Genomic DNA, 17,545 nt, shown 5'->3' on the forward strand with positions numbered 1-17,545 from the left:
GCGCTCCGATCGTAGGCCAAACGGCTTGTCAGCGCGTATTCAACGCTCCGCAATAGGATCGCCTCGAACCTCTTGTGATATTCGCCACATGGGTATTTGGTGAACAGACCGCGTCCTTGCGGTGTATGGACGCGGCAGCGAGCCCGGGGTGTGGCCGCATCCGGCCGTGCTCCTTTTCGGCAACGATGCGGGAGGCGACGTGGCAGAGAAGGCAACCGGCGGGGCAGCGGGAGCCGCGGGGAGGGCTCCGGCGGCCGACCGGCCGGACATGGTGAGGAATGTCGTGCTGGTCGGCCATTCCGGTTCGGGAAAGACGACCCTCGTGGAGGCGCTCCTGGCCGCCACCCGGACCGTCCAGCGACCCGGCCGGGTCGAGGACGGCACCACCGTCAGCGATTTCGACGAGGTCGAGGTGCGCCAGCAGCGCTCGGTGAACCTCACTCTGGCCCCGATGGTCCACAACGACATCAAGATCAACCTGTTGGACACCCCCGGCTACGCAGACTTCGTGGGTGACCTGCGCGCCGGACTGCGCGCGGCCGACGCGGCGCTGTTCGTGGTCTCGGCGGCGGAGGACGTGGACGGCCTGACCCGGATGCTGTGGGAGGAGTGCGCGGCGGTCGGGATGCCGCGGGCGGTCGTGATCACGAAGATCGACCACCAGCGGGCCGACTTCCACGAGGTCCTCGCCTCCTGCCAGGACGCGTTCGGCGACAGCGTGGCCCCGCTGTATCTCCCGGTGGTCACCAACGGCCGGATGAACGGCCTGATCGGGCTGCTGACCCAGAAGTTCTACAACTACGCGACCGGCACCCGGACCGAGAACGCCCCGGGTCCCTCCTACCAGGAGCAGATCGGGGAGTATCGCGGCGCGCTGATCGAGGGGATCATCCAGGAGAGCGAGGACGAGTCCCTGATGGACCGTTACCTCTCCGGGGAGGAGATCGACACCAAGGCGCTCATCGGCGACCTGGAGAAGGCGGTCGCACGCGGCGGCTTCTACCCGGTGCTCGCCACCGGGGCCGGTGTGGGGGCGCTGGAGGTCCTCCAGCTCATCACCCAGGGTTTCCCCTCTCCGCTGGAACATCCGCTGCCGGAGATCACCGAGATCGACGGCACGCCGGTCCCCGGCATCACCTGCGACCCCGAGGGGCCGCTCGTGGCCGAGGTCGTCAAGACCACCAGCGACCCCTACGTGGGCCGGATCAGCCTGGTCCGGGTGTTCTCCGGGACACTGCGCCCGGACATGACCGTGCACGTCTCAGGACACGGCCTGGCCGACCGCGGCCACGAGGACCACGATGTGGACGAGCGCATCGGCGCGCTGTCCTCGCCTCTGGGCAAGCTCCAGCGGACGACCGCCCAGTGCGTGGCCGGCGACATCGTCGCGGTGGCCAAGCTGTCACGCGCGGAGACCGGCGACACCCTTTCCGGCAAGGACCGGCCCCTGCTGATGGCCTCCTGGGCGGTGCCCGAACCGCTGCTGCCCGTGGCCATCCAGGCCACGTCCAAGGCGGACGACGACAAGCTGGGCCAGGCGCTCCAGCGACTGGTCGCCGAGGACCCCACGCTCCGGCTGGAGAACAACGCCGAGACCCGGCAGCTCGTGCTGTGGTGCATGGGCGAGGCCCACGCCGATGTCCTGCTGGACCGGCTGAGCAAGCGGCACGGCGTCGAGGTGGAGAAGATCGAGCTGAGGGTCCCGCTCCGGGAGACCTTCGGCGGCAGCTGCCAGGCTCTGGGCCGCAACGTCAAGCAGAGCGGCGGCCACGGGCAGTTCGCCGTCTGCCACCTGGAAGTCGAGCCGCTGCCCTCCGGCGGGGGCTTCGAGTTCGTGGACAAGATCGTCGGTGGTGTGGTGCCACGCCAGTTCATCCCCTCGGTGGAGAAGGGTGTACGCACCCAAATGCAGCGCGGGGTGATGGCCGGCTACCCCGTGGTGGACGTGCGGGTGACGCTGTACGACGGCAAGGCCCACTCCGTCGACTCCTCCGACATGGCCTTCCAGATCGCCGGGGCGCTCGCGTTGAAGGAGGCCGCGACGAAGGTGGCGACCCTGCTGCTGGAACCGGTCGACGAGGTGGCCGTGCTGATCGCCGACGACTACGTCGGCGCGGTGATGTCCGACCTGTCGTCACGCCGGGGCCGCGTCCTGGGCAGCGAGCCGGTCGGCACCGGGCGCACCCTGGTCCGGGCCGAGGTGCCCGCGCTGGAGATCACCCGCTACGCCATCGACCTGCGGTCGATGTCGCACGGCACGGGGACGTTCCAGCGCACCTTCCTGCGCTACGAGCCGCTCCCCGCCCACCTGGTGGACAAGGTGGCCGGCTGACACCCCGGCCAGGGGCGCGAGCCCGTCCCGGCATGGTCGTTATCGGGAGGCGCGGACCATTTTGCCCACGCCTCCCCAAAACTTTACCCACGTAACAGTGACATCACGAAACGATTTCTTTTTTCGGGCCAAACCATCTCTGCGCCGGTGCCAGACTGATGAACCATGCGAACCGGACGTCCATTGCTCGCCGCCGCCGCCCTCGCCGTCGCCACCACCGGTGCCGCCTACGCCTTCGGCCCGGATGCGCCGGCGGCCAAGCCCTCGGCCCCGAAGCACGCGGCGCCCGAGCACACGCAGGAGGCAGCCACCACGACCTCCGGGACGGCGTCGTGCAAGGTCGACGCGGAGTATCCCAAGCGGCAGCTGCGCGGCGTCTGGATAGCCACGGTGAAGAACATCGACTGGCCCTCGCGGACCGGTCTGCCGGTAGCGCGGCAGCAGGCCGAGTACGTCAGGATCCTCGACAACGCGGTCAAGCGCCGGCTCAACGCGGTGTTCGTCCAGGTCCGCCCGGCTTCCGACGCCCTCTACAAGTCGTCGTTGGAGCCCTGGTCGCAGTATCTGACCGGCAAGGCCGGCAAGGACCCCGGCTGGGACCCGCTGACCTTCCTGGTCGCCGAAGCGCACAAGCGCGGGCTGGAGTTCCATGCCTGGTTCAACCCCTACCGCGCCGCCGCCGACGGCGACGTGAGCAAGCTGCCGGCCAACCACCCGGCCCGGCTCCATCCTGACTGGATCGTCAGATACGCGGGCCTGATCTACTACAACCCGGGCCTGCCCCAGGTCCGCGACCACGTCGCCGCGGTCGTCAAGGACGTGGTGACGCGTTACGACGTGGACGGGGTCCACTTCGACGACTACTTCTACCCCTACCCGACCGGCGGCGCGGAGTTCGCCGACGGCGCCGCCTTCAAGAAGTACGGCAAGGGCGAGAATCTCGCCGACTGGCGCCGCTCCAACGTCAACAAGCTGATCGCGCAGGTCGACAGAACCGTGCACGAGACGAAGCAGTACGTGAAGTTCGGCGTCAGCCCGTTCGGAATCTGGCGCAACAGGTCCGAGGATCCCACCGGCTCGGCCACCGCCGGCATGTCCGCCTACGACTCCATCTACGCCGACGCCCGCCACTGGATCCGCAAGGGCACGGTCGACTACGTCACCCCGCAGCTCTACTGGCCGAGCGGCTTCAAGGCCGCCGACTACGACGTGCTGATGCCCTGGTGGGCGAACGAGGTCAAGGGCACCGACGTGCACCTCTACATCGGCCAGGCCCTCTACCTGGTCGGCACCACCACCAACGCCGCCTGGACCAGCCCCGAGGAGCTGCCCTCGCACCTCGCGCAGAACCGCAAGCACAAGCAGGTCAAGGGCGACGTCTACTTCAGCGCCAAGCAGCTCCTGACCAACCCGCTGCGCGTGATGGACCGGATCGCCAAGAACTACTACTCCCATCCGGCGCTGCTGCCCCTGATGAAGGGCCTCGGCGGCCAGGCCCCCGCCCAGCCCGCCGAGGTGAAGGCCCAGGGCACCACGCTCAGCTGGAAGACCTCTCCCGGCGCCCGCTCCTACGCGGTCTACCAGATTCCCTCCGGCAAGGTCGGCGAGTGCGCCACCGCCGACGCCCGCAACCTGGTCGCGGTCGTGCCGGCCGCCGGCGGCGACCGCCAGACCTTCGCCGCCGCCGGTGGCGGCGCCTACCTCGTCAGCGCCCTGGACCGCCTGGACAACGAGAGCGCGCCCACCAAGGCGACCCCCTGACCGCTGAGCCGCAGGTGATCATCGGATCCGCTGGACGGGGGCACGATGTTCCCCTACGGTGCCAGCATTTGGCCGAGGTCTGGGAGGTCGCCCGTGAGGCGGATGTTTGCCGCGCTCGCACTGGTCCTGAGCGTTCTGTGGCCGGTGGCTGCGCAGGCCGCCGCGCCGGCGCAGGGGCGAGTGGTGCTGATCGGCGTTCCCGGCCTGCAGTGGAGTGACCTCAGCCCCGAGATCACCCCGGACCTGTGGCGGCTGGCCGGCCAGAGCGCGGTCGGATCGCTCTCCGTCCGCGCGGTCGGCAGGGTGACGTGCCCCTACGACGGGTGGCTGACGGTGTCGGCCGGAATCAGGTCCGCGGTCGGATACGGCTGCGGGCTCCCGCCGGTGCCCGAACAGGACGGCGGCCCCGGTGCGGTCATCCCCGACTATGACTACCTGTACCGGGTCGCCGGGCAGAAGAACGCGGGGACGCTCGGTGAGGCCGTGCACACCGCCGGGGAGTGCACGGCGGCGGTCGGCCCCGGCGCGGCGCTGGCACTGGCCGACCGGAAGGGGCGGGTGGACTTCTACGCCTCCTCCGCCACGGGGCTCCCCGCGGACACGCTCGGCAGGTGCCGGGTGACCGCCGTGGACGTGGATGATCTGATCAGGCCCTACGTGACCGGCGGGCGGCTGCCCGACGTGGAGGAGGCGCTCACCCCGCAGCAGCGGGCGGCGGCGCTGCGGCGGGCCGACGCCCAGGTCGGAGCGGTGCTGAACGCGCTGCCCGGGGACGCCACCGTGCTGCTGGCGGGCCTGGCCGACCACGGCGCCGCGCCGCACCTGCGCACCGCCATGATGCGCACGGCGGACGCCCCGGGCCGGTCCCTGGGTGCGGCGTCCACCCATCGCGAGGACATCACCCTCCTGCCGGACATCACCGCCACGCTGCTGGCGGTGACGGGCATCCCCACGCCCCCGGCCGTGATCGGGGTGCCCTGGCAGGCGGGCGGGAGCCGTACGGGTGGCACCCAGGCCGCACGGGACGAGCTGGTCAACGCCGACGTGGCCGGCCAGACGATCAGGAAAGCGGGCGGGATCTTCTTCACCACCGTCGCCGTGCTCCAGGTCGCCTTCTACGTCACCGCGTTCCTGCTGATGCGCCGCAGGCGCGGGCTCGGCGGGGTCCGCGTGGCGGCGCTGGCGCTCGCCTCCGTGCCCGTGTCCACCTACCTGGTCAACCTCATCCCCTGGCACCACGCCGGAATCCCGGTGCTCGCCCTGGTCGGCGGGATCGCCACGCCGACGCTCCTGCTGGCCGCCGTGGCGCTGGCCGGTCCCTGGCGGCGCAGCCCGCTCGGGCCGCTGACCGCCGTGGCGGGGGTCACCGCCGCAGTGCTCGCCGGTGACCTGCTGACCGGGACGCCCCTGCAGCTCAACAGTGTGATGGGCTACACCGCCGTGGTCGGTGCCCGCTACTACGGCCTGGGCAACATCCCGTTCGCGCTCTTCGCCACCTCGGTGCTGCTGCTGGCCACCGCGATCGCCCACTGGCTGATCGGGCGGGGCCGCAAGACCGCGGCGGTCGCCGTCGTCGTGGCGATGGGATGCTCGGCGATGATCCTGGGCGGGTGGCCGGGGGTGGGCAGCGACTTCGGCGGAGTGATCGCCTTCGTGCCGGGCATCGCGGTCACCGCCCTGCTGATCGCGGGCAAGCGGGTCTCGATCGTCAAGCTGGGCGCGTTCTGTGCGGCGGGCGGCATCACCGTGATGGCCATCGCCTACCTCGACTACCTGCGCCCGCCCGCCTCCCAGACGCATCTGGGCCGCTTCGTCGGCCAGGTGCTCACCGGCGAGGCGATGGAGGTGATCGGCCGCAAGCTCGGCGCGATGCTGGGCACGCTGCTCAGTCCCAACCTGATGCCGATCGTGATCACCGCCGCGGTGTTCCTGGTCTACGCGCTGCTGCGGCCGGGCGCGGCGAGCGCCGGGGTGCTCCCCGCCGCGTTCGACCACTCCCCCGCCCTGAAGGCGGGGCTGCTGGGCACTCTGGTCAGCGGAGTGGTCGGCATGCTGGTCAACGACTCGGGCGCGGCCGTGCTGTCCATGGCGCTCGCGCTCGGCGTGCCGTTGGTGCTGTCGGTGGGCATCAAGGCCCTCCACGACGGCGCCGCGGGCTACGAGGAGGCGGGCCAGGATCCGGCGAGCAGTTCCCTGGTGTCGCGGAGCAACTGAGGCAGCACCCTGGTCTGACCGACCACCGGCATGAAGTTGGTGTCCCCGCCCCAGCGGGGCACCACGTGCTGGTGCAGGTGGGCGGCGATGCCCGCGCCCGCCACGGCCCCGAGGTTCATGCCCACGTTGAAGCCCTGCGCGCCGCTGGCCTTGCGCAGAGCGGTGAGCGACCGCTTGGTGAAGTCGGCGAGCTCGGCGGTCTCGTCGTCGTCCAGATCGGCGTAGTCGGCCACGTGCCGGTAGGGACAGACCATCAGATGGCCGGAGTTGTACGGGTAGAGGTTGAGCACCGCGAAGACGGAGCCGCCGCGAGCGACGATCAGCCCCTCCTCGTCACTCAGCTTCGGGATCTCGCAGAACGGGCAGCCGTCGTGGGGACCCGGCCCCGTCGGCTTGTTCGACCCCTTGATGTAGGCCATCCGATGGGGAGTCCAGAGTCTTTCGAACGCGTCCGGCGTTCCCGCCCCGTGCTGCGCCTCCGGCTCTTCGCTCATGGCGATCAGCATATTGCCCGGCGGATCTGCCCGCTCCGGCACCTCCCGCCACCGGCCTGACGCCTGCTCCGGGAGGCACCGGAGACGCCCTGACACCGGTCGCGGTCCCCGTCGGCTGGGCCCGGCGCCCGCTTCACGCGGCAACGGCGGACAAAGTGGTGCAGACTTCCGGCAGAATCCCTGCGAGTGTGACCATCAAAAGCCGAGGAGCATCCCATGACCGACGTCTCCGTCGAGGAAATCACCGAGGAGACCGACTCTCCCGCCGAAACGACCACCGCCGCCCGCCCGTTCTCCCTGAGCCTGTCGGCTCCCCCCGTCGCCCCGGTGCGGGAGCCCGTCTCCGCCCCGGCCGCCCCGGTGCGGGAGCCCGTCTCCGCCCCGGCCGCCCCGGTGCGGGAGCCTGTCGCCGAACCGGCCGCCGCGGCCGTGGTGAAGGGACGGATAAAGGTGGCCGACGAGGTGGTGGAGAAGGTCTCCGCCCTCGCCGCACTTGAGGTGACCGGCGTCACCGGTCTGGGAGCCGGTCTCGCCGGCACGGTGGAGTCGGTCCGCGAGCGCGGCGGCATCGGGGCCGGAGCCGGTTCCGGGCGTGCCCCTCGCGGCGTGAGCGCCCACGTGCAGGAGCGCACGGTCGCGGTGGACGTGGCGATCGTGGCGGAGTACGGCCACGTGGTCATGGACGTGGCCAACGAGGTGAAGACCAACGTGGCCCGCACGGTCAGCCGGATGCTGGGGATGCGGGTCGTCGAGGTCAACGTCAACGTGGAGGACGTCCGCCTGCCCGGTGAGGGCCGTCCGGAGGCGACCGACGAGTCCTGAGACGGTCTGTGGCCGTGGGCGCGGCGGGGACGAGCGAGAACCCGCCACACCCGGAGACGGGCTCTGCGGAACCCGGGCAGCCGTACGGCGGGCCGCCGCGGCCGCCCGCCGTACTATCCCTCCGACCGATCAGACCTGGACGCGGCGCTCGATCGCGTCGACGATCTCGTTGATCGCCTCATCGACGGGCACGCCGTTCTTCTGCTCGCCGTTGCGGAAGCGGAAGGAGACCGCGCCGTTGGCGATGTCCTCGTCGCCCGCCAGGAGCATGAACGGCACCTTGGACTTCTGCGCGTTGCGGATCTTCTTCTGCATCCGGTCGTCGGAGGCGTCCACCTCGATCCGGATGCCCCGCTCGCGGGCCTTCTTGGCCAGGTCCTGCAGGTAGGGTGCGTGGGCTTCGGCGATCGGGATGCCGACGACCTGCACCGGGGCGAGCCAGGGAGGGAACGCGCCCGCGTAGTGCTCGACCAGGACGCCGAAGAAGCGCTCGATCGAGCCGAACAGGGCGCGGTGGATCATGACGGGACGCTGGCGGGTGCCGTCGGGGGCCTGGTACTCGAGCTGGAAGCGCTCGGGCAGGTTGAAGTCGAGCTGGATGGTCGACATCTGCCAGGTGCGGCCGATCGCGTCGCGCGCCTGCACGGAGATCTTGGGACCGTAGAAGGCGGCGCCGCCGGGGTCGAGGACGAGCTCGAGCTTCTCGGACTCGGCGACCTCGCGCAGCGTCTCGGTCGCCTCCTCCCAGGCCTCGTCACTGCCGACGAACTTGACCGGGTCCTTGGTCGACAGCTCCAGGTAGAAGTCCTCCAGGCCGTAGTCGCGGAGCAGGTCGAGCACGAAACGCAGCAGCGACTTCAGCTCGTCGCGCATCTGCTCGCGGGTGCAGTAGATGTGCGCGTCGTCCTGCGTCATGCCGCGCACGCGGGTCAGGCCGTGGATCACACCGGACTTCTCGTAGCGGTAGACCGTGCCGAACTCGAACAGCCGCAGCGGCAGCTCCCGGTAGGACCGCCCGCGGGCCCCGAAGATCAGGTTGTGCATCGGGCAGTTCATCGGTTTGAGGTAATACTCGGCGCCCTCCAGCTCCATGGGCGGGAACATCCCGTCCCGGTACCAGTCGAGGTGGCCGGAGGTCTCGTAGAGGTTGCCCTTGGTGATGTGCGGGGTGTTGACGAAGGAGTAACCCGCCTCCTCGTGCCTGCGCCGCGAGTAGTCCTCCATGACCCGGCGGATCACCCCGCCCTTGGGGTGGAAGACCGGCAGGCCCGAGCCCAGCTCGTCGGGGAAGGAGAACAGGTCGAGCTCGGCGCCCAGCCTGCGGTGGTCACGCTTCTCGGCCTCCTCCAGCAGGTGGAGGTATTCGTCCTGCTTCTCCCGCGACTCCCAGGCGGTGCCGTAGATCCGCTGGAGCTGCGGGTTCTTCTCGCTGCCCCGCCAGTAGGCGCCGCCGGAGCGCATCAGCTTGAAGGCCGGGATGGACCGGGTGGTCGGCACGTGCGGGCCGCGGCACAGGTCCTTCCAGCACAGGTCGCCGGTCTTGGGGTCGAGGTTGTCGTAGATGGTCAGCTCGGCACCGCCCACCTCGACGCTCTCCTCGTCGGCGGCCCCGCCCTTGAGGCCGATCAGCTCCAGCTTGTACGGCTCGGCCGCCAGCTCCTGCCGCGCGTCCTCGTCGGAGACGGGCCGGCGGGAGAAGCGCTGTCCCTGCTTGACGATCTCGCGCATGCGCTTCTCGACGCGCTTGAGGTCCTCGGGGGTGAACGGGCTCTTGACGTCGAAGTCGTAGTAGAAGCCGTTCTCGACCGGCGGGCCGATGCCCAGCTTGGCCTCGGGGAACAGCTCCTGGACCGCCTGGGCCATGACGTGCGCGGTGGAGTGGCGCACGATCGCCCGGCCGTCGGGGCTGCCGACCTCGACCGGCTCGACCACGTCGCCCTCGGCGACGGGGGCCGCGAGGTCCCTCAGCTCGCCGTTGGCCCGTGCGGCGACCACGGAGCGGCCGTCGGCTCCGAGGAGGTCGCCGTACGTCGTGCCCCCCGCCACCACACGCTCGGCTCCGGCGAGGGTGACACGAAGTTCTGGCACGGCGGACACGGTTGCTCCCTGAGAAACGGTGACATTGAGGTCTGGCCATCGATGCTACCGGTGTCCGCAAGGCGAAATCTCAGGCGTCGTCGCGGGCGTTACGGCGCCGGTAGCCCAGTGAGGTGAGTTCGGCCCGGGTGCCCCGGAAGACGTTGCGGTCCAAGGGGTTGTGGGAGTGCTGGTGGATGGTCCAGCTGTGCCATGGGATCGGGACGTCGGGCCTGCCGATGGGATTGTTGGGCGCGGCGATCCACAGGGGATAGTCCGCCAGCCCGGCGCAGTTGCCGTTCAGCGCGAACGTCAGGAACGTGTAGACCACCGGCCGTACCCCGGCCTGGGCGGTGACCGCCTGGCACCAGCGGCGGGCGAAGTCGGCCACCTTGCGGGCGGGCAGATGGTCGTTGGTCTCCAGGTCGAGGGCGAGCAGGTCGCCGCGGTCCAGGCCGCCCGCCCGCTGCACGACCCGCAGGAAGTGCCTCGCCTGGACCTCCGGGTCACCCGCGGGACGGGCGAAGTGGTAGGCCCCGCAGACCATCCAGTTCTCCCTCATGCCGGTCCAGTTCCTGCCGAACCACCTGTCGGCGAAGTCGCCTCCCTCGGTCGCCTTGGCGAAGGCGAAGGAGATCCCGTTGTCGGCATAGCGGTCCCAGTCGACGGCTCCCTGCCAGTTCGACACATCAATGCCACGCAACATGGCGGCAACGCTAACGACACGGACGACACGGACACGCGTCCAACGCTCCCTCGGCGTGCTGCCATTGCACCGGCTTTGACTAGGCTTGGTCACCGTGAACGCAGTACAGACCTCAGGCGCCTACGGTGCCGGCATCGCGACCATCACTCCGGACGGGACCGTGCTCGACACCTGGTTCCCCTCCCCGCGCCTGGGCGACCCCTCCGCTCCGGGCACCAGGCGGCTGACCCCGCAGGAGGCCGCCGAGGCGCTCGGCTCCGAGGTCACCGCGCTGCTCGGCCCGGACGAGGCCCGCGGCGTGGAGGTGGTCGCGGTGTACACCGGGATCGCCAAGCTGTCGGAGGCTCCCGCCGACACCCACGACGCCTATCTCCGCCTGCACCTGCTCTCGACCCGCCTCGTCCAGCCGCACGGACAGAACCTGGACGGACTGTTCGGCGTGCTGAACAACGTGGTGTGGACCAGCCACGGCCCGTGTCCGGTGGAGGGTTTCGAGGCCGTGCGGCTGCGCCTGCGCGCCCGCGGCCAGGTGACCGTCTACGGCGTGGACAAGTTCCCCCGGATGGTCGACTACGTGATGCCCTCCGGCGTCCGGATCGCCGAGGCCGACCGGGTCCGGCTCGGCGCGCACCTGGCCTCCGGCACGACCGTGATGCACGAGGGGTTCGTCAACTTCAACGCCGGGACGCTCGGCACCTCCATGGTCGAGGGCCGCATCTCGGCGGGCGTGGTCGTGGGCGACGGCTCCGACGTCGGCGGCGGCTCCTCGATCATGGGCACCCTGTCGGGCGGCGGCAAGCAGGTCATCTCCATCGGCAGCCGCTGCCTGCTGGGCGCCAACAGCGGCGTCGGCATCTCCCTCGGTGACGACTGCGTCGTGGAGGCCGGTCTCTACGTCACCGCGGGGACCAAGGTCGCCCTCCCCGACGGCCGGACCGTCAAGGCCGCCGAGCTCTCCGGCGCCTCCGGCCTGCTGTTCCGCCGTAACTCCACCTCCGGCGCCGTCGAGGTCGTCCCCCGTCAGGGCACCGGCGTGGAGCTCAACAGCGCGCTGCACGCCAACGACTGAAGCCGCGAAATGTTCGTCTTGCGGCCGCCCGGCCTGAAAGTCTTGGGCCACTGAGCTCACGGCGATCGGAAGCGGTATGACAGGTCAGAGAGCGACGCACGGCGAGAAGGTCACGACGGTGGCCGCACGGTGGGTTACCGGGCTGTTCGCGCCCCAGGTGCTGGTCATCGTGCTGCCCCCGGTCGTCGGACTGGCGACGGACGGCTGGTCCGGCGCCGGGTGGGGGCTGGTGGCCTCGGCGCTGTGCGGCGGCGTCCCGGCCGGGGTGATCCTGGCCGGGGTACGGTCGGGCCGGTTGGACTCCCACCATCTGGTCGACCGGGCGAGCCGGACGAGGCCGCTGCTGGTGGCGGTCGTGGCGGTGCTCGTCGCGCTGGTGCTGCTGGCCTCCCTGGGCGCGCCCAGGTTGCTGGTGGCCACCGTGACCGCGATGCTGGCCGCGCTCGCGCTGACGGTTCCGATCACGCTCAGGTGGAAGATCTCCTTTCACGCGGCGGTCTCGGCGGGCACCGTGATGGTGCTCGCCCAGGTGCTGCCCGCCGTACCGGCTCTCGGGGTGGGCACGCTGGTGGTGGCGACGGTGTGCTGGGCCCGGGTACGGCTGCGGCACCACACCCCCGCCCAGGTCGCCGCCGGGGCCGTCGTCGGCGCGGGCTCGGCTTGGGCGACCTTGAGCGCCTTCGGCGTCTGACCCGCCGCCGGGAGACGCGGACGGCGGGTCGGACAGGACGCGAGACGCGACTAGAGCAGGGTGCCGAGGAAGTCCCGTGTCCGGCTGTCCGAGGTGTACTCGGCGGCGACGAAGTCGGTGACTCCCGCTCTGGCGAGCAGCAGTCCGATCCGCATCGCTACCGAACTCCATTCTAGTTTTTGCGCCCGGCCTAGAAGGCGAAACACCCGAGCATGGGGATCGACTTCAGGGTGCCCACGTGACCTCGGCAAAGGAAGGTCACCTTCCGGACGGCCGGACTTGACACGACCTGGACCGGGAAACAGTTGTGATGATCTTGTCGCCTGGGAACGATGACAGGAGAGCGAAAAACCCGGCGAACTGTGTAGTCCACCGGGCTCTCACCTGCGTCTTACTGCTGTGGGCGATACTGGGATCGAACCAGTGACCTCTTCGGTGTGAACGAAGCGCTCTCCCGCTGAGCTAATCGCCCGCCCTGTCCGGCTCCTCGCGGTGCCGACGTGGAAAACCATACCGCAATCCGAGACCTCTGGCGAAGCGACACCTGCAACAGAGATGATCATGGAGAGGCGACACGGTCATGGAGCAAAGGTCTGGGGATGCGTCCGGCGGGGGGCTACGGTGTCATAGCATCGTCCTGATCCGCAGAAGCACCGAACTACCCAAGCTGGACCCCTATGCCCTGAGACGCCCCCAGAGGGGAGTCGACGGTGACCAAAACGATACGCAAAACCCTTGTAAATAAGGCCCCGTTGGTGATGTTTAGCCAGGTAGATGCCCAAATGTCGCGCTGTGATGTGTGTTACAGAAGGGCCTGAGGGCGGAATCTTTCCTACAGGTTTCTTTGTTCCGCGTCATAGCTCGGGACAAAGTCCGTCAGAGCAGTGAAAGCCCCGAAGAGGGGACCGACGACGAAAAAGGTTTGGCTGACGATGAACAGCGCCACCGTCTCTGCCGAGCTTGGCCTTCGGCTTGTGGTCCCCGACCGTACCACCGTCCCCCTGCTCGCCGGACTCAGCTACACGGCCGATGATCCTTACGCGATCAGAATGGCCTTCCATGTGGGGAACGACGAACCGGTCGAGTGGATCTTTGCCCGCGAACTGCTGACAGTCGGCATCGTGCGACGTGTCGGCGACGGAGACGTCCAAGTGTGGCCCGCGCGCGCCGACGGCGAACGCACCCTGCACATCAGTCTCACGTCACCGTTCGGACAGGCCCTGTTCGAGGTGCCTCTGGCTCCGCTCACGGAGTTCCTGCACCGGACGTACGAACTGGTCCCGGCCGGTCGTGAGACCGACTTCATGGACCTCGACGCCGAGCTCAGCAACATGCTCTGGAGCTCCTGACCCCGGGCGGGCGGCCGGGGGGACCCGCCGCCCGCCGGACATCCCGCCGGCCGGGTCCGGGTGTCCGGGCGCCGCTATCCCCCGAGCAGCCTCCGCATCCGGGCGATCTCGACGCCCTGCCCGGACAGGACGTCCTGGGCGACGGCCAGCATGGTCCGGTCCGTGCCCTCGCGAAGCTCCTGCCCGGCCATAGTCATCGCCGTCTCGTGGTGAGCGATCATCAAGGTCAGGAAGAGCTCGTCGAACACCGCTCCCCTGGCCGCCCGGAGCCGGTTCATCTGCCCCAGGGTGACCGTGTGGTCGCCATGCCCCGCCTGCGGTCTGCCCACCGATTCCAGCCATGACGTCATGGCGGCGATCTCGGGCCGTTGCGCCGCCGTGATCCGCCCGCCGATCGTCCGCAGGGCCGCCGACGACGACCGGGGCGCGACCAGCGCCGCCATCTCCAGTGCCTGCCGGTGGTGCGGGATCATGCCCTCGGCGAACCGCACATCGGCCGCCGTCACCCGGGCCTCGGACGTGCCGAGCCCCTCACCCGGGCTCGCCGTACGGCCTGGCTCTCCCGGGCCACCCGGGAGGATCACCGGTGCCCCGGTGCCCGCGACCAGCGGTGTCCGCTCCCCTTGACTCGCCGCGCCGCAGCCGACGAGTCCCGCTGCCATCGAGATCATGACAATAACCGCATACGGCCAACGCATCTCCGGCATACCTTCAATAATGAGGTAAGACCCCCGACGTGATGAGGTCACCTTGCGATTGACTGTGGCATCCGGACTGGCCGTGCTGCTTCTGGCGGCCGGGTGCGGCGCCGATCCCGCCCCTGCGGCGCCGCGGTCCGCCCCCTCCCCGGCGGGGGCGCCGACCTCGATCGCCGCGACGGCGTCCGAGGGCGTCATGCACAGTGCCAACGTCACGCATGTCGCCAACGTGCCGCCGCAGGCGCCTCTCGACGGCCCCCAGGCCTGGGGCACCGACCTGGCCTTCCAGGGTGATCACGCCTTCGTCGGCAACTACGACGGCTTCAGTGTGTTCGACGTGTCCGACCCCACCAAGCCCGCCGTGGTCAGCAGGGTGCTCTGCCCCGGGGAGCAGAACGACGTCTCGGTGAGCGGGAACCTGCTGTTCCTGTCCATCGACTCACCGCGCGGCGGCCCGGCGTGTGACAGCGGGAAGGGGCAGCACGGCTCGGCCACGGGCTGGGAGGGCATCCGGATCTTCGACATCACCGACAAGGCCCACCCCACCTTCGTCTCGGCGGTCCGCACCGAGTGCGGTTCCCACACCCACACCCTCGTCCCCGGCAAGGACGGGGAGGAGGTCTACCTCTACATCTCCTCGCCCGGTCCGGAGCCCGGCTCGACGACCTGCCCCGCTCCGCACAACAAGCTCTCCGTGGTGAAGGTGCCCGTCAAGGATCCGGCGGCGGCCAAGGTGGTGTCGATGCCGGAGATCTCCGGGACAGAGGACCGGGAGCGCCCCGGCGGCTGTCACGACATCACGGCCTATCCGGAGAAGGACCTGGCCGCCGCCGCCTGCTTCGGTGACGGGCTCCTGCTGGACATCTCCGACCGGCTGAACCCCCGGGTGCTCCAGCGGGTGCGCGACGAGAAGAACTTCTCGATCTGGCACTCGGCGACGTTCAACAACGCGGCGACCAAGGTGGTCTTCGGCGACGAGCTGGGCGGCGGGGTCAGCGCCACCTGCGACGGCGACACGCCGGAGAACCACGGGGCGGACGCCGTGTACGACCTCGCCAAGGACCGCACGCTCACGCTCCGCGGCTACTTCAAGATTCCGAGGGAGCAGCAGCCCGACGAGAACTGCGTCGCGCACAACGGGTCACTCCTGCCGGTCCCGGGCAAGGACATCATGGTCCAGTCCTGGTACCAGGGCGGGGTGTCGATCTGGGACTTCACCGACGCGGCCGGCCCCCGGGAGATCGGCTTCTTCGAGCGCGGCCCCGTCGACGGGATCGGCGGCTCGTGGTCGGCCTACTACTACAACGGCTACATCTACTCCAGCGACATCACCAAGGGCCTGGACGTGCTCCGGATCGACGATCCGCTGACCGATCCGGCCAAACAGGTCACGCTGAAGGAACTGAACGCTCAGACCCAGATGTCCTACTGAGCGGCCCGCGATCTCACCGGGGCACCAGGATCTCCTCGCCACTCCTCCAACCCCGGTAGGTCGTGGTGAAAACCGACTCTTGAACTCCTCCCTGGCCTGGGGGCCGGAGATTCTCCCGTCGCGTCGCGGTTAAGCGGCGCGCGGGGGTTGACGCCTCGCAGACCGGGCAGCCCCGAGGTCTCCGCGTCCTGACACCGCAGTTCCTGCGGCGTTGCGAATGTTGATCGCGGCGTTGGTGTCGGCGTGGCCGACCCACCCACACGCGGGGTTGGCGCAGGAGAACCGGGTGCCGTCACGGGAGGCCGCGTCGCGGTGCCCGCACTGGTGGCAGGTCTGTGACGTGCCCGGGGCGGGGACCTTCACCACCAGCCCGCCGCGATCACGGGTTTTGTACTCCAGCAAGGCGACCGTGCGGCCCCACGCCTCGCCGGTGATGGCGCGGTTCAGCCCTGCCTTCTGCGTCACGTTCCGGCCGGGTTGTTCGATCGTGCCCTTGGCAGAGCGGACCATGTTCGCGATCTTCAGATCCTCCACCACGATCACGCTGAAGGTGTCAGCGAGTTCGGTGGTGGTCTGGTGCTGCCAGTTAACGGCTCGGCGCTTGGCTGTCGCGCGGAGCCTGGCTATCTGGTCATAGGTGCGGGTCAGCCGATGAGAGGTCCGCTGTCCGGGGGTACGGGCAGCGCGCTGGCGGGCGGATTTCTTCTCCAGGCGGCGCAGGTGTTCACGCTCACCGCCGGTGAGCCAGGGGCCGTGCTCACGCGTGGTCTGGTCCGACAATGCCAAGGCGACGGTGATCCCCCGGTCGATCCCCACGGCTGGACCGGGATGGGTCTCCATGACCGGAGCGGTCATGGTCTCGGTCCGGAACACGATCTGCCAGCCGAAGGCGTCCTTGACCAGCCGGGCTCCGGTGACCCGCCCGGTCGGGCCGCCCTTGGTGACGCCGGGCAGGTCCTTGGTCCACCGAAACCGCACCCGCCCGACCTTGGGCAGGTTGACCGCACCCCACCGCCGGTTGATTCGCTTGATCTGCAGGTCGCGAGCCTGAGGCACATCGACGGCCGGTCGGGAACCGAACCGGGCCTTGAACGTCGGGCGTTTAGCGGGGTGATCAGGGTTGAAGAAGTTCGCCCACGCCTGCCGGTAGGTCTTCAGCACGGCCTGAGCCGCCTGGGCGGGCAGTTGGCCTATCCAGTCGATCTCATGACGAGCCGCCCGGATCGCGGTGTCGCACTCCTTCAACGTCGCGAACCGGCCTTGGCGGAAGGTGAAGTACTCGTGTAGCAGGTTCCACAGCGTGCGGGCGGTGTGCGCCTGGCCGTCCAGCACCGCCACCTGGGCTGTGCTCAACTCCAGGCGGGCCACATGCGCCCGCGTCTGCTTCACCTTCTCCACACCCTGATCGTATCATTTGGTTTATGTCACCGAGATGGAAACCGAACCCCGATGTGTACACCGGACGGCACGTCGTCTATCACCTCCACGCCCATTTGGTGTTCGTCACCAGGTACCGGAGGGGGCCTTCGCTGACCCGATGCCGGTCCGATGCGGACAGATCATGCGGGAGGTCTGTGCCGACTTCGAGGTCGAACTTCGCGAGTTCGGCGGCGAGGACGACCACGTCCACCCGCTGGTCCGCTACCCACCCAAGGTCGCCCTGTCCAAGCTGGTCAACTCGCTGAAGGGGGTCTCGGCGCGGATGCTGTGCAAGGAGTTCAGCGCCCACGTCCGCACGTACCTGTGGGGCGGGCATTTCTGGTCCGGCTCCTACTTCGCCGGGTCGGTTCGCGGGACACCCCTGACCGTGCTCAAGCAGTACATCGAGCAGCAGAAACGGCCGGTCTGATCGGGGTGGACGCCGATTCGCCTGGCGGCGAATCGGCTGTTCTTGCCCCGCT

14 protein-coding genes and 1 tRNA gene are annotated in these 17,545 nt (G+C 69.5%); 9 read left to right on the plus strand and 6 right to left on the minus strand.

All coding sequences use genetic code 11. The annotated features are described in order from the left end of the window. The first annotated feature begins 199 nt into the window (after positions 1-199). The 3 genes from FHR32_RS32655 (at position 200) to FHR32_RS32665 (ending at position 6,307) form a co-directional block, all read left to right on the plus strand. Positions 200-2,332, plus strand: coding sequence for an elongation factor G-like protein EF-G2 (locus tag FHR32_RS32655; RefSeq protein ID WP_184758355.1), 2,133 nt, complete (start codon positions 200-202; stop codon positions 2,330-2,332). A gap of 165 nt (positions 2,333-2,497) precedes the next feature. Continuing rightward, positions 2,498-4,093 carry a glycoside hydrolase family 10-like protein gene (locus FHR32_RS32660; RefSeq protein WP_184758356.1) on the plus strand — a complete coding sequence of 532 codons (1,596 nt, stop codon included), beginning with the start codon at positions 2,498-2,500 and terminating at the stop codon, positions 4,091-4,093. 102 nt (positions 4,094-4,195) lie between these two features. Further along, positions 4,196-6,307, plus strand: a complete 2,112-nt coding sequence (locus tag FHR32_RS32665) for an alkaline phosphatase family protein (protein ID WP_246468145.1) — start codon at positions 4,196-4,198, stop codon at positions 6,305-6,307. Here the strand turns inward: FHR32_RS32665 and FHR32_RS32670 are convergent. After that, positions 6,250-6,801 carry an HIT family protein gene (locus FHR32_RS32670; RefSeq protein WP_246468077.1) on the minus strand — a complete coding sequence of 184 codons (552 nt, stop codon included), beginning with the start codon at positions 6,799-6,801 and terminating at the stop codon, positions 6,250-6,252. The genes FHR32_RS32665 and FHR32_RS32670 overlap by 58 nt on opposite strands. A 216-nt stretch (positions 6,802-7,017) precedes the next feature. Between FHR32_RS32670 and FHR32_RS32675 the strand changes: the two genes are divergently transcribed. Next, on the plus strand, positions 7,018-7,623 hold the full coding sequence (locus FHR32_RS32675; protein ID WP_184758359.1) for an Asp23/Gls24 family envelope stress response protein: 606 nt from the start codon (positions 7,018-7,020) through the stop codon (positions 7,621-7,623). Between the two features lie 129 nt (positions 7,624-7,752). Here FHR32_RS32675 and thrS read toward each other — a convergent pair whose 3' ends face one another. Beyond that, positions 7,753-9,720 carry a threonine--tRNA ligase gene (gene thrS / locus FHR32_RS32680; protein ID WP_184758360.1) on the minus strand — a complete coding sequence of 656 codons (1,968 nt, stop codon included), beginning with the start codon at positions 9,718-9,720 and terminating at the stop codon, positions 7,753-7,755. 70 nt (positions 9,721-9,790) lie between these two features. Next, positions 9,791-10,405 carry a glycoside hydrolase family 25 protein gene (locus FHR32_RS32685; protein ID WP_184758361.1) on the minus strand — a complete coding sequence of 205 codons (615 nt, stop codon included), beginning with the start codon at positions 10,403-10,405 and terminating at the stop codon, positions 9,791-9,793. 94 nt (positions 10,406-10,499) lie between these two features. On the opposite strand from FHR32_RS32685, the gene dapD reads away from it, so the two are divergent. After that, complete coding sequence (gene dapD / locus FHR32_RS32690; RefSeq protein WP_184758362.1) at positions 10,500-11,474, plus strand: 2,3,4,5-tetrahydropyridine-2,6-dicarboxylate N-succinyltransferase; 975 nt, start codon at positions 10,500-10,502, stop codon at positions 11,472-11,474. 76 nt (positions 11,475-11,550) lie between these two features. Then, positions 11,551-12,165: a hypothetical protein gene (locus FHR32_RS32695; protein WP_184758363.1), complete on the plus strand. Its 615-nt coding sequence runs from the start codon at positions 11,551-11,553 to the stop codon at positions 12,163-12,165. Positions 12,166-12,565: 400 nt separating this feature from the next. Here the strand turns inward: FHR32_RS32695 and FHR32_RS32700 are convergent. Beyond that, positions 12,566-12,637: transfer RNA gene (locus tag FHR32_RS32700), tRNA-Val, on the minus strand. Positions 12,638-13,097: 460 nt separating this feature from the next. Here FHR32_RS32700 and FHR32_RS32705 point away from each other — a divergent pair. Then, complete coding sequence (locus FHR32_RS32705; protein WP_012892610.1) at positions 13,098-13,514, plus strand: SsgA family sporulation/cell division regulator; 417 nt, start codon at positions 13,098-13,100, stop codon at positions 13,512-13,514. Between the two features lie 74 nt (positions 13,515-13,588). Here FHR32_RS32705 and FHR32_RS32710 read toward each other — a convergent pair whose 3' ends face one another. After that, on the minus strand, positions 13,589-14,176 hold the full coding sequence (locus tag FHR32_RS32710) for a DUF305 domain-containing protein (protein ID WP_246468079.1): 588 nt from the start codon (positions 14,174-14,176) through the stop codon (positions 13,589-13,591). Positions 14,177-14,264: 88 nt separating this feature from the next. Here FHR32_RS32710 and FHR32_RS32715 point away from each other — a divergent pair, with 88 nt between their 5' ends. Beyond that, positions 14,265-15,644, plus strand: coding sequence for an LVIVD repeat-containing protein (locus tag FHR32_RS32715; protein ID WP_221466484.1), 1,380 nt, complete (start codon positions 14,265-14,267; stop codon positions 15,642-15,644). A 129-nt stretch (positions 15,645-15,773) separates the two neighbouring features. Here the strand turns inward: FHR32_RS32715 and FHR32_RS32720 are convergent, their stop codons facing one another. Continuing rightward, positions 15,774-17,042 carry an RNA-guided endonuclease InsQ/TnpB family protein gene (locus FHR32_RS32720; RefSeq protein ID WP_312882807.1) on the minus strand — a complete coding sequence of 423 codons (1,269 nt, stop codon included), beginning with the start codon at positions 17,040-17,042 and terminating at the stop codon, positions 15,774-15,776. A 34-nt stretch (positions 17,043-17,076) separates the two neighbouring features. Between FHR32_RS32720 and tnpA the strand changes: the two genes are divergently transcribed. Then, on the plus strand, positions 17,077-17,493 hold the full coding sequence (gene tnpA, locus FHR32_RS32725) for an IS200/IS605 family transposase (RefSeq protein WP_246468081.1): 417 nt from the start codon (positions 17,077-17,079) through the stop codon (positions 17,491-17,493). The last annotated feature ends 52 nt before the right edge of the window (positions 17,494-17,545 follow it).

The organism is Streptosporangium album, assembly GCF_014203795.1.
Classification (GTDB): domain Bacteria; phylum Actinomycetota; class Actinomycetes; order Streptosporangiales; family Streptosporangiaceae; genus Streptosporangium; species Streptosporangium album.

Bases quoted from the DNA above. Each gene is read 5' to 3' on its own strand.
- FHR32_RS32705 (WP_012892610.1), top strand. From the start codon at position 13,098: ATGAACAGCGCCACCGTCTCTGCCGAGCTTGGCCTTCGGCTTGTGGTC.
- FHR32_RS32670 (WP_246468077.1), bottom strand. From the start codon at position 6,801: ATGAGCGAAGAGCCGGAGGCGCAGCACGGGGCGGGAACGCCGGACGCG.
- FHR32_RS32685 (WP_184758361.1), bottom strand. From the start codon at position 10,405: ATGTTGCGTGGCATTGATGTGTCGAACTGGCAGGGAGCCGTCGACTGG.
- FHR32_RS32710 (WP_246468079.1), bottom strand. From the start codon at position 14,176: ATGGCAGCGGGACTCGTCGGCTGCGGCGCGGCGAGTCAAGGGGAGCGG.
- FHR32_RS32665 (WP_246468145.1), top strand. From the start codon at position 4,196: ATGTTTGCCGCGCTCGCACTGGTCCTGAGCGTTCTGTGGCCGGTGGCT.
- FHR32_RS32660 (WP_184758356.1), top strand. From the start codon at position 2,498: ATGCGAACCGGACGTCCATTGCTCGCCGCCGCCGCCCTCGCCGTCGCC.
- tnpA (WP_246468081.1), top strand. From the start codon at position 17,077: ATGGAAACCGAACCCCGATGTGTACACCGGACGGCACGTCGTCTATCA.
- FHR32_RS32695 (WP_184758363.1), top strand. From the start codon at position 11,551: ATGACAGGTCAGAGAGCGACGCACGGCGAGAAGGTCACGACGGTGGCC.
- FHR32_RS32675 (WP_184758359.1), top strand. From the start codon at position 7,018: ATGACCGACGTCTCCGTCGAGGAAATCACCGAGGAGACCGACTCTCCC.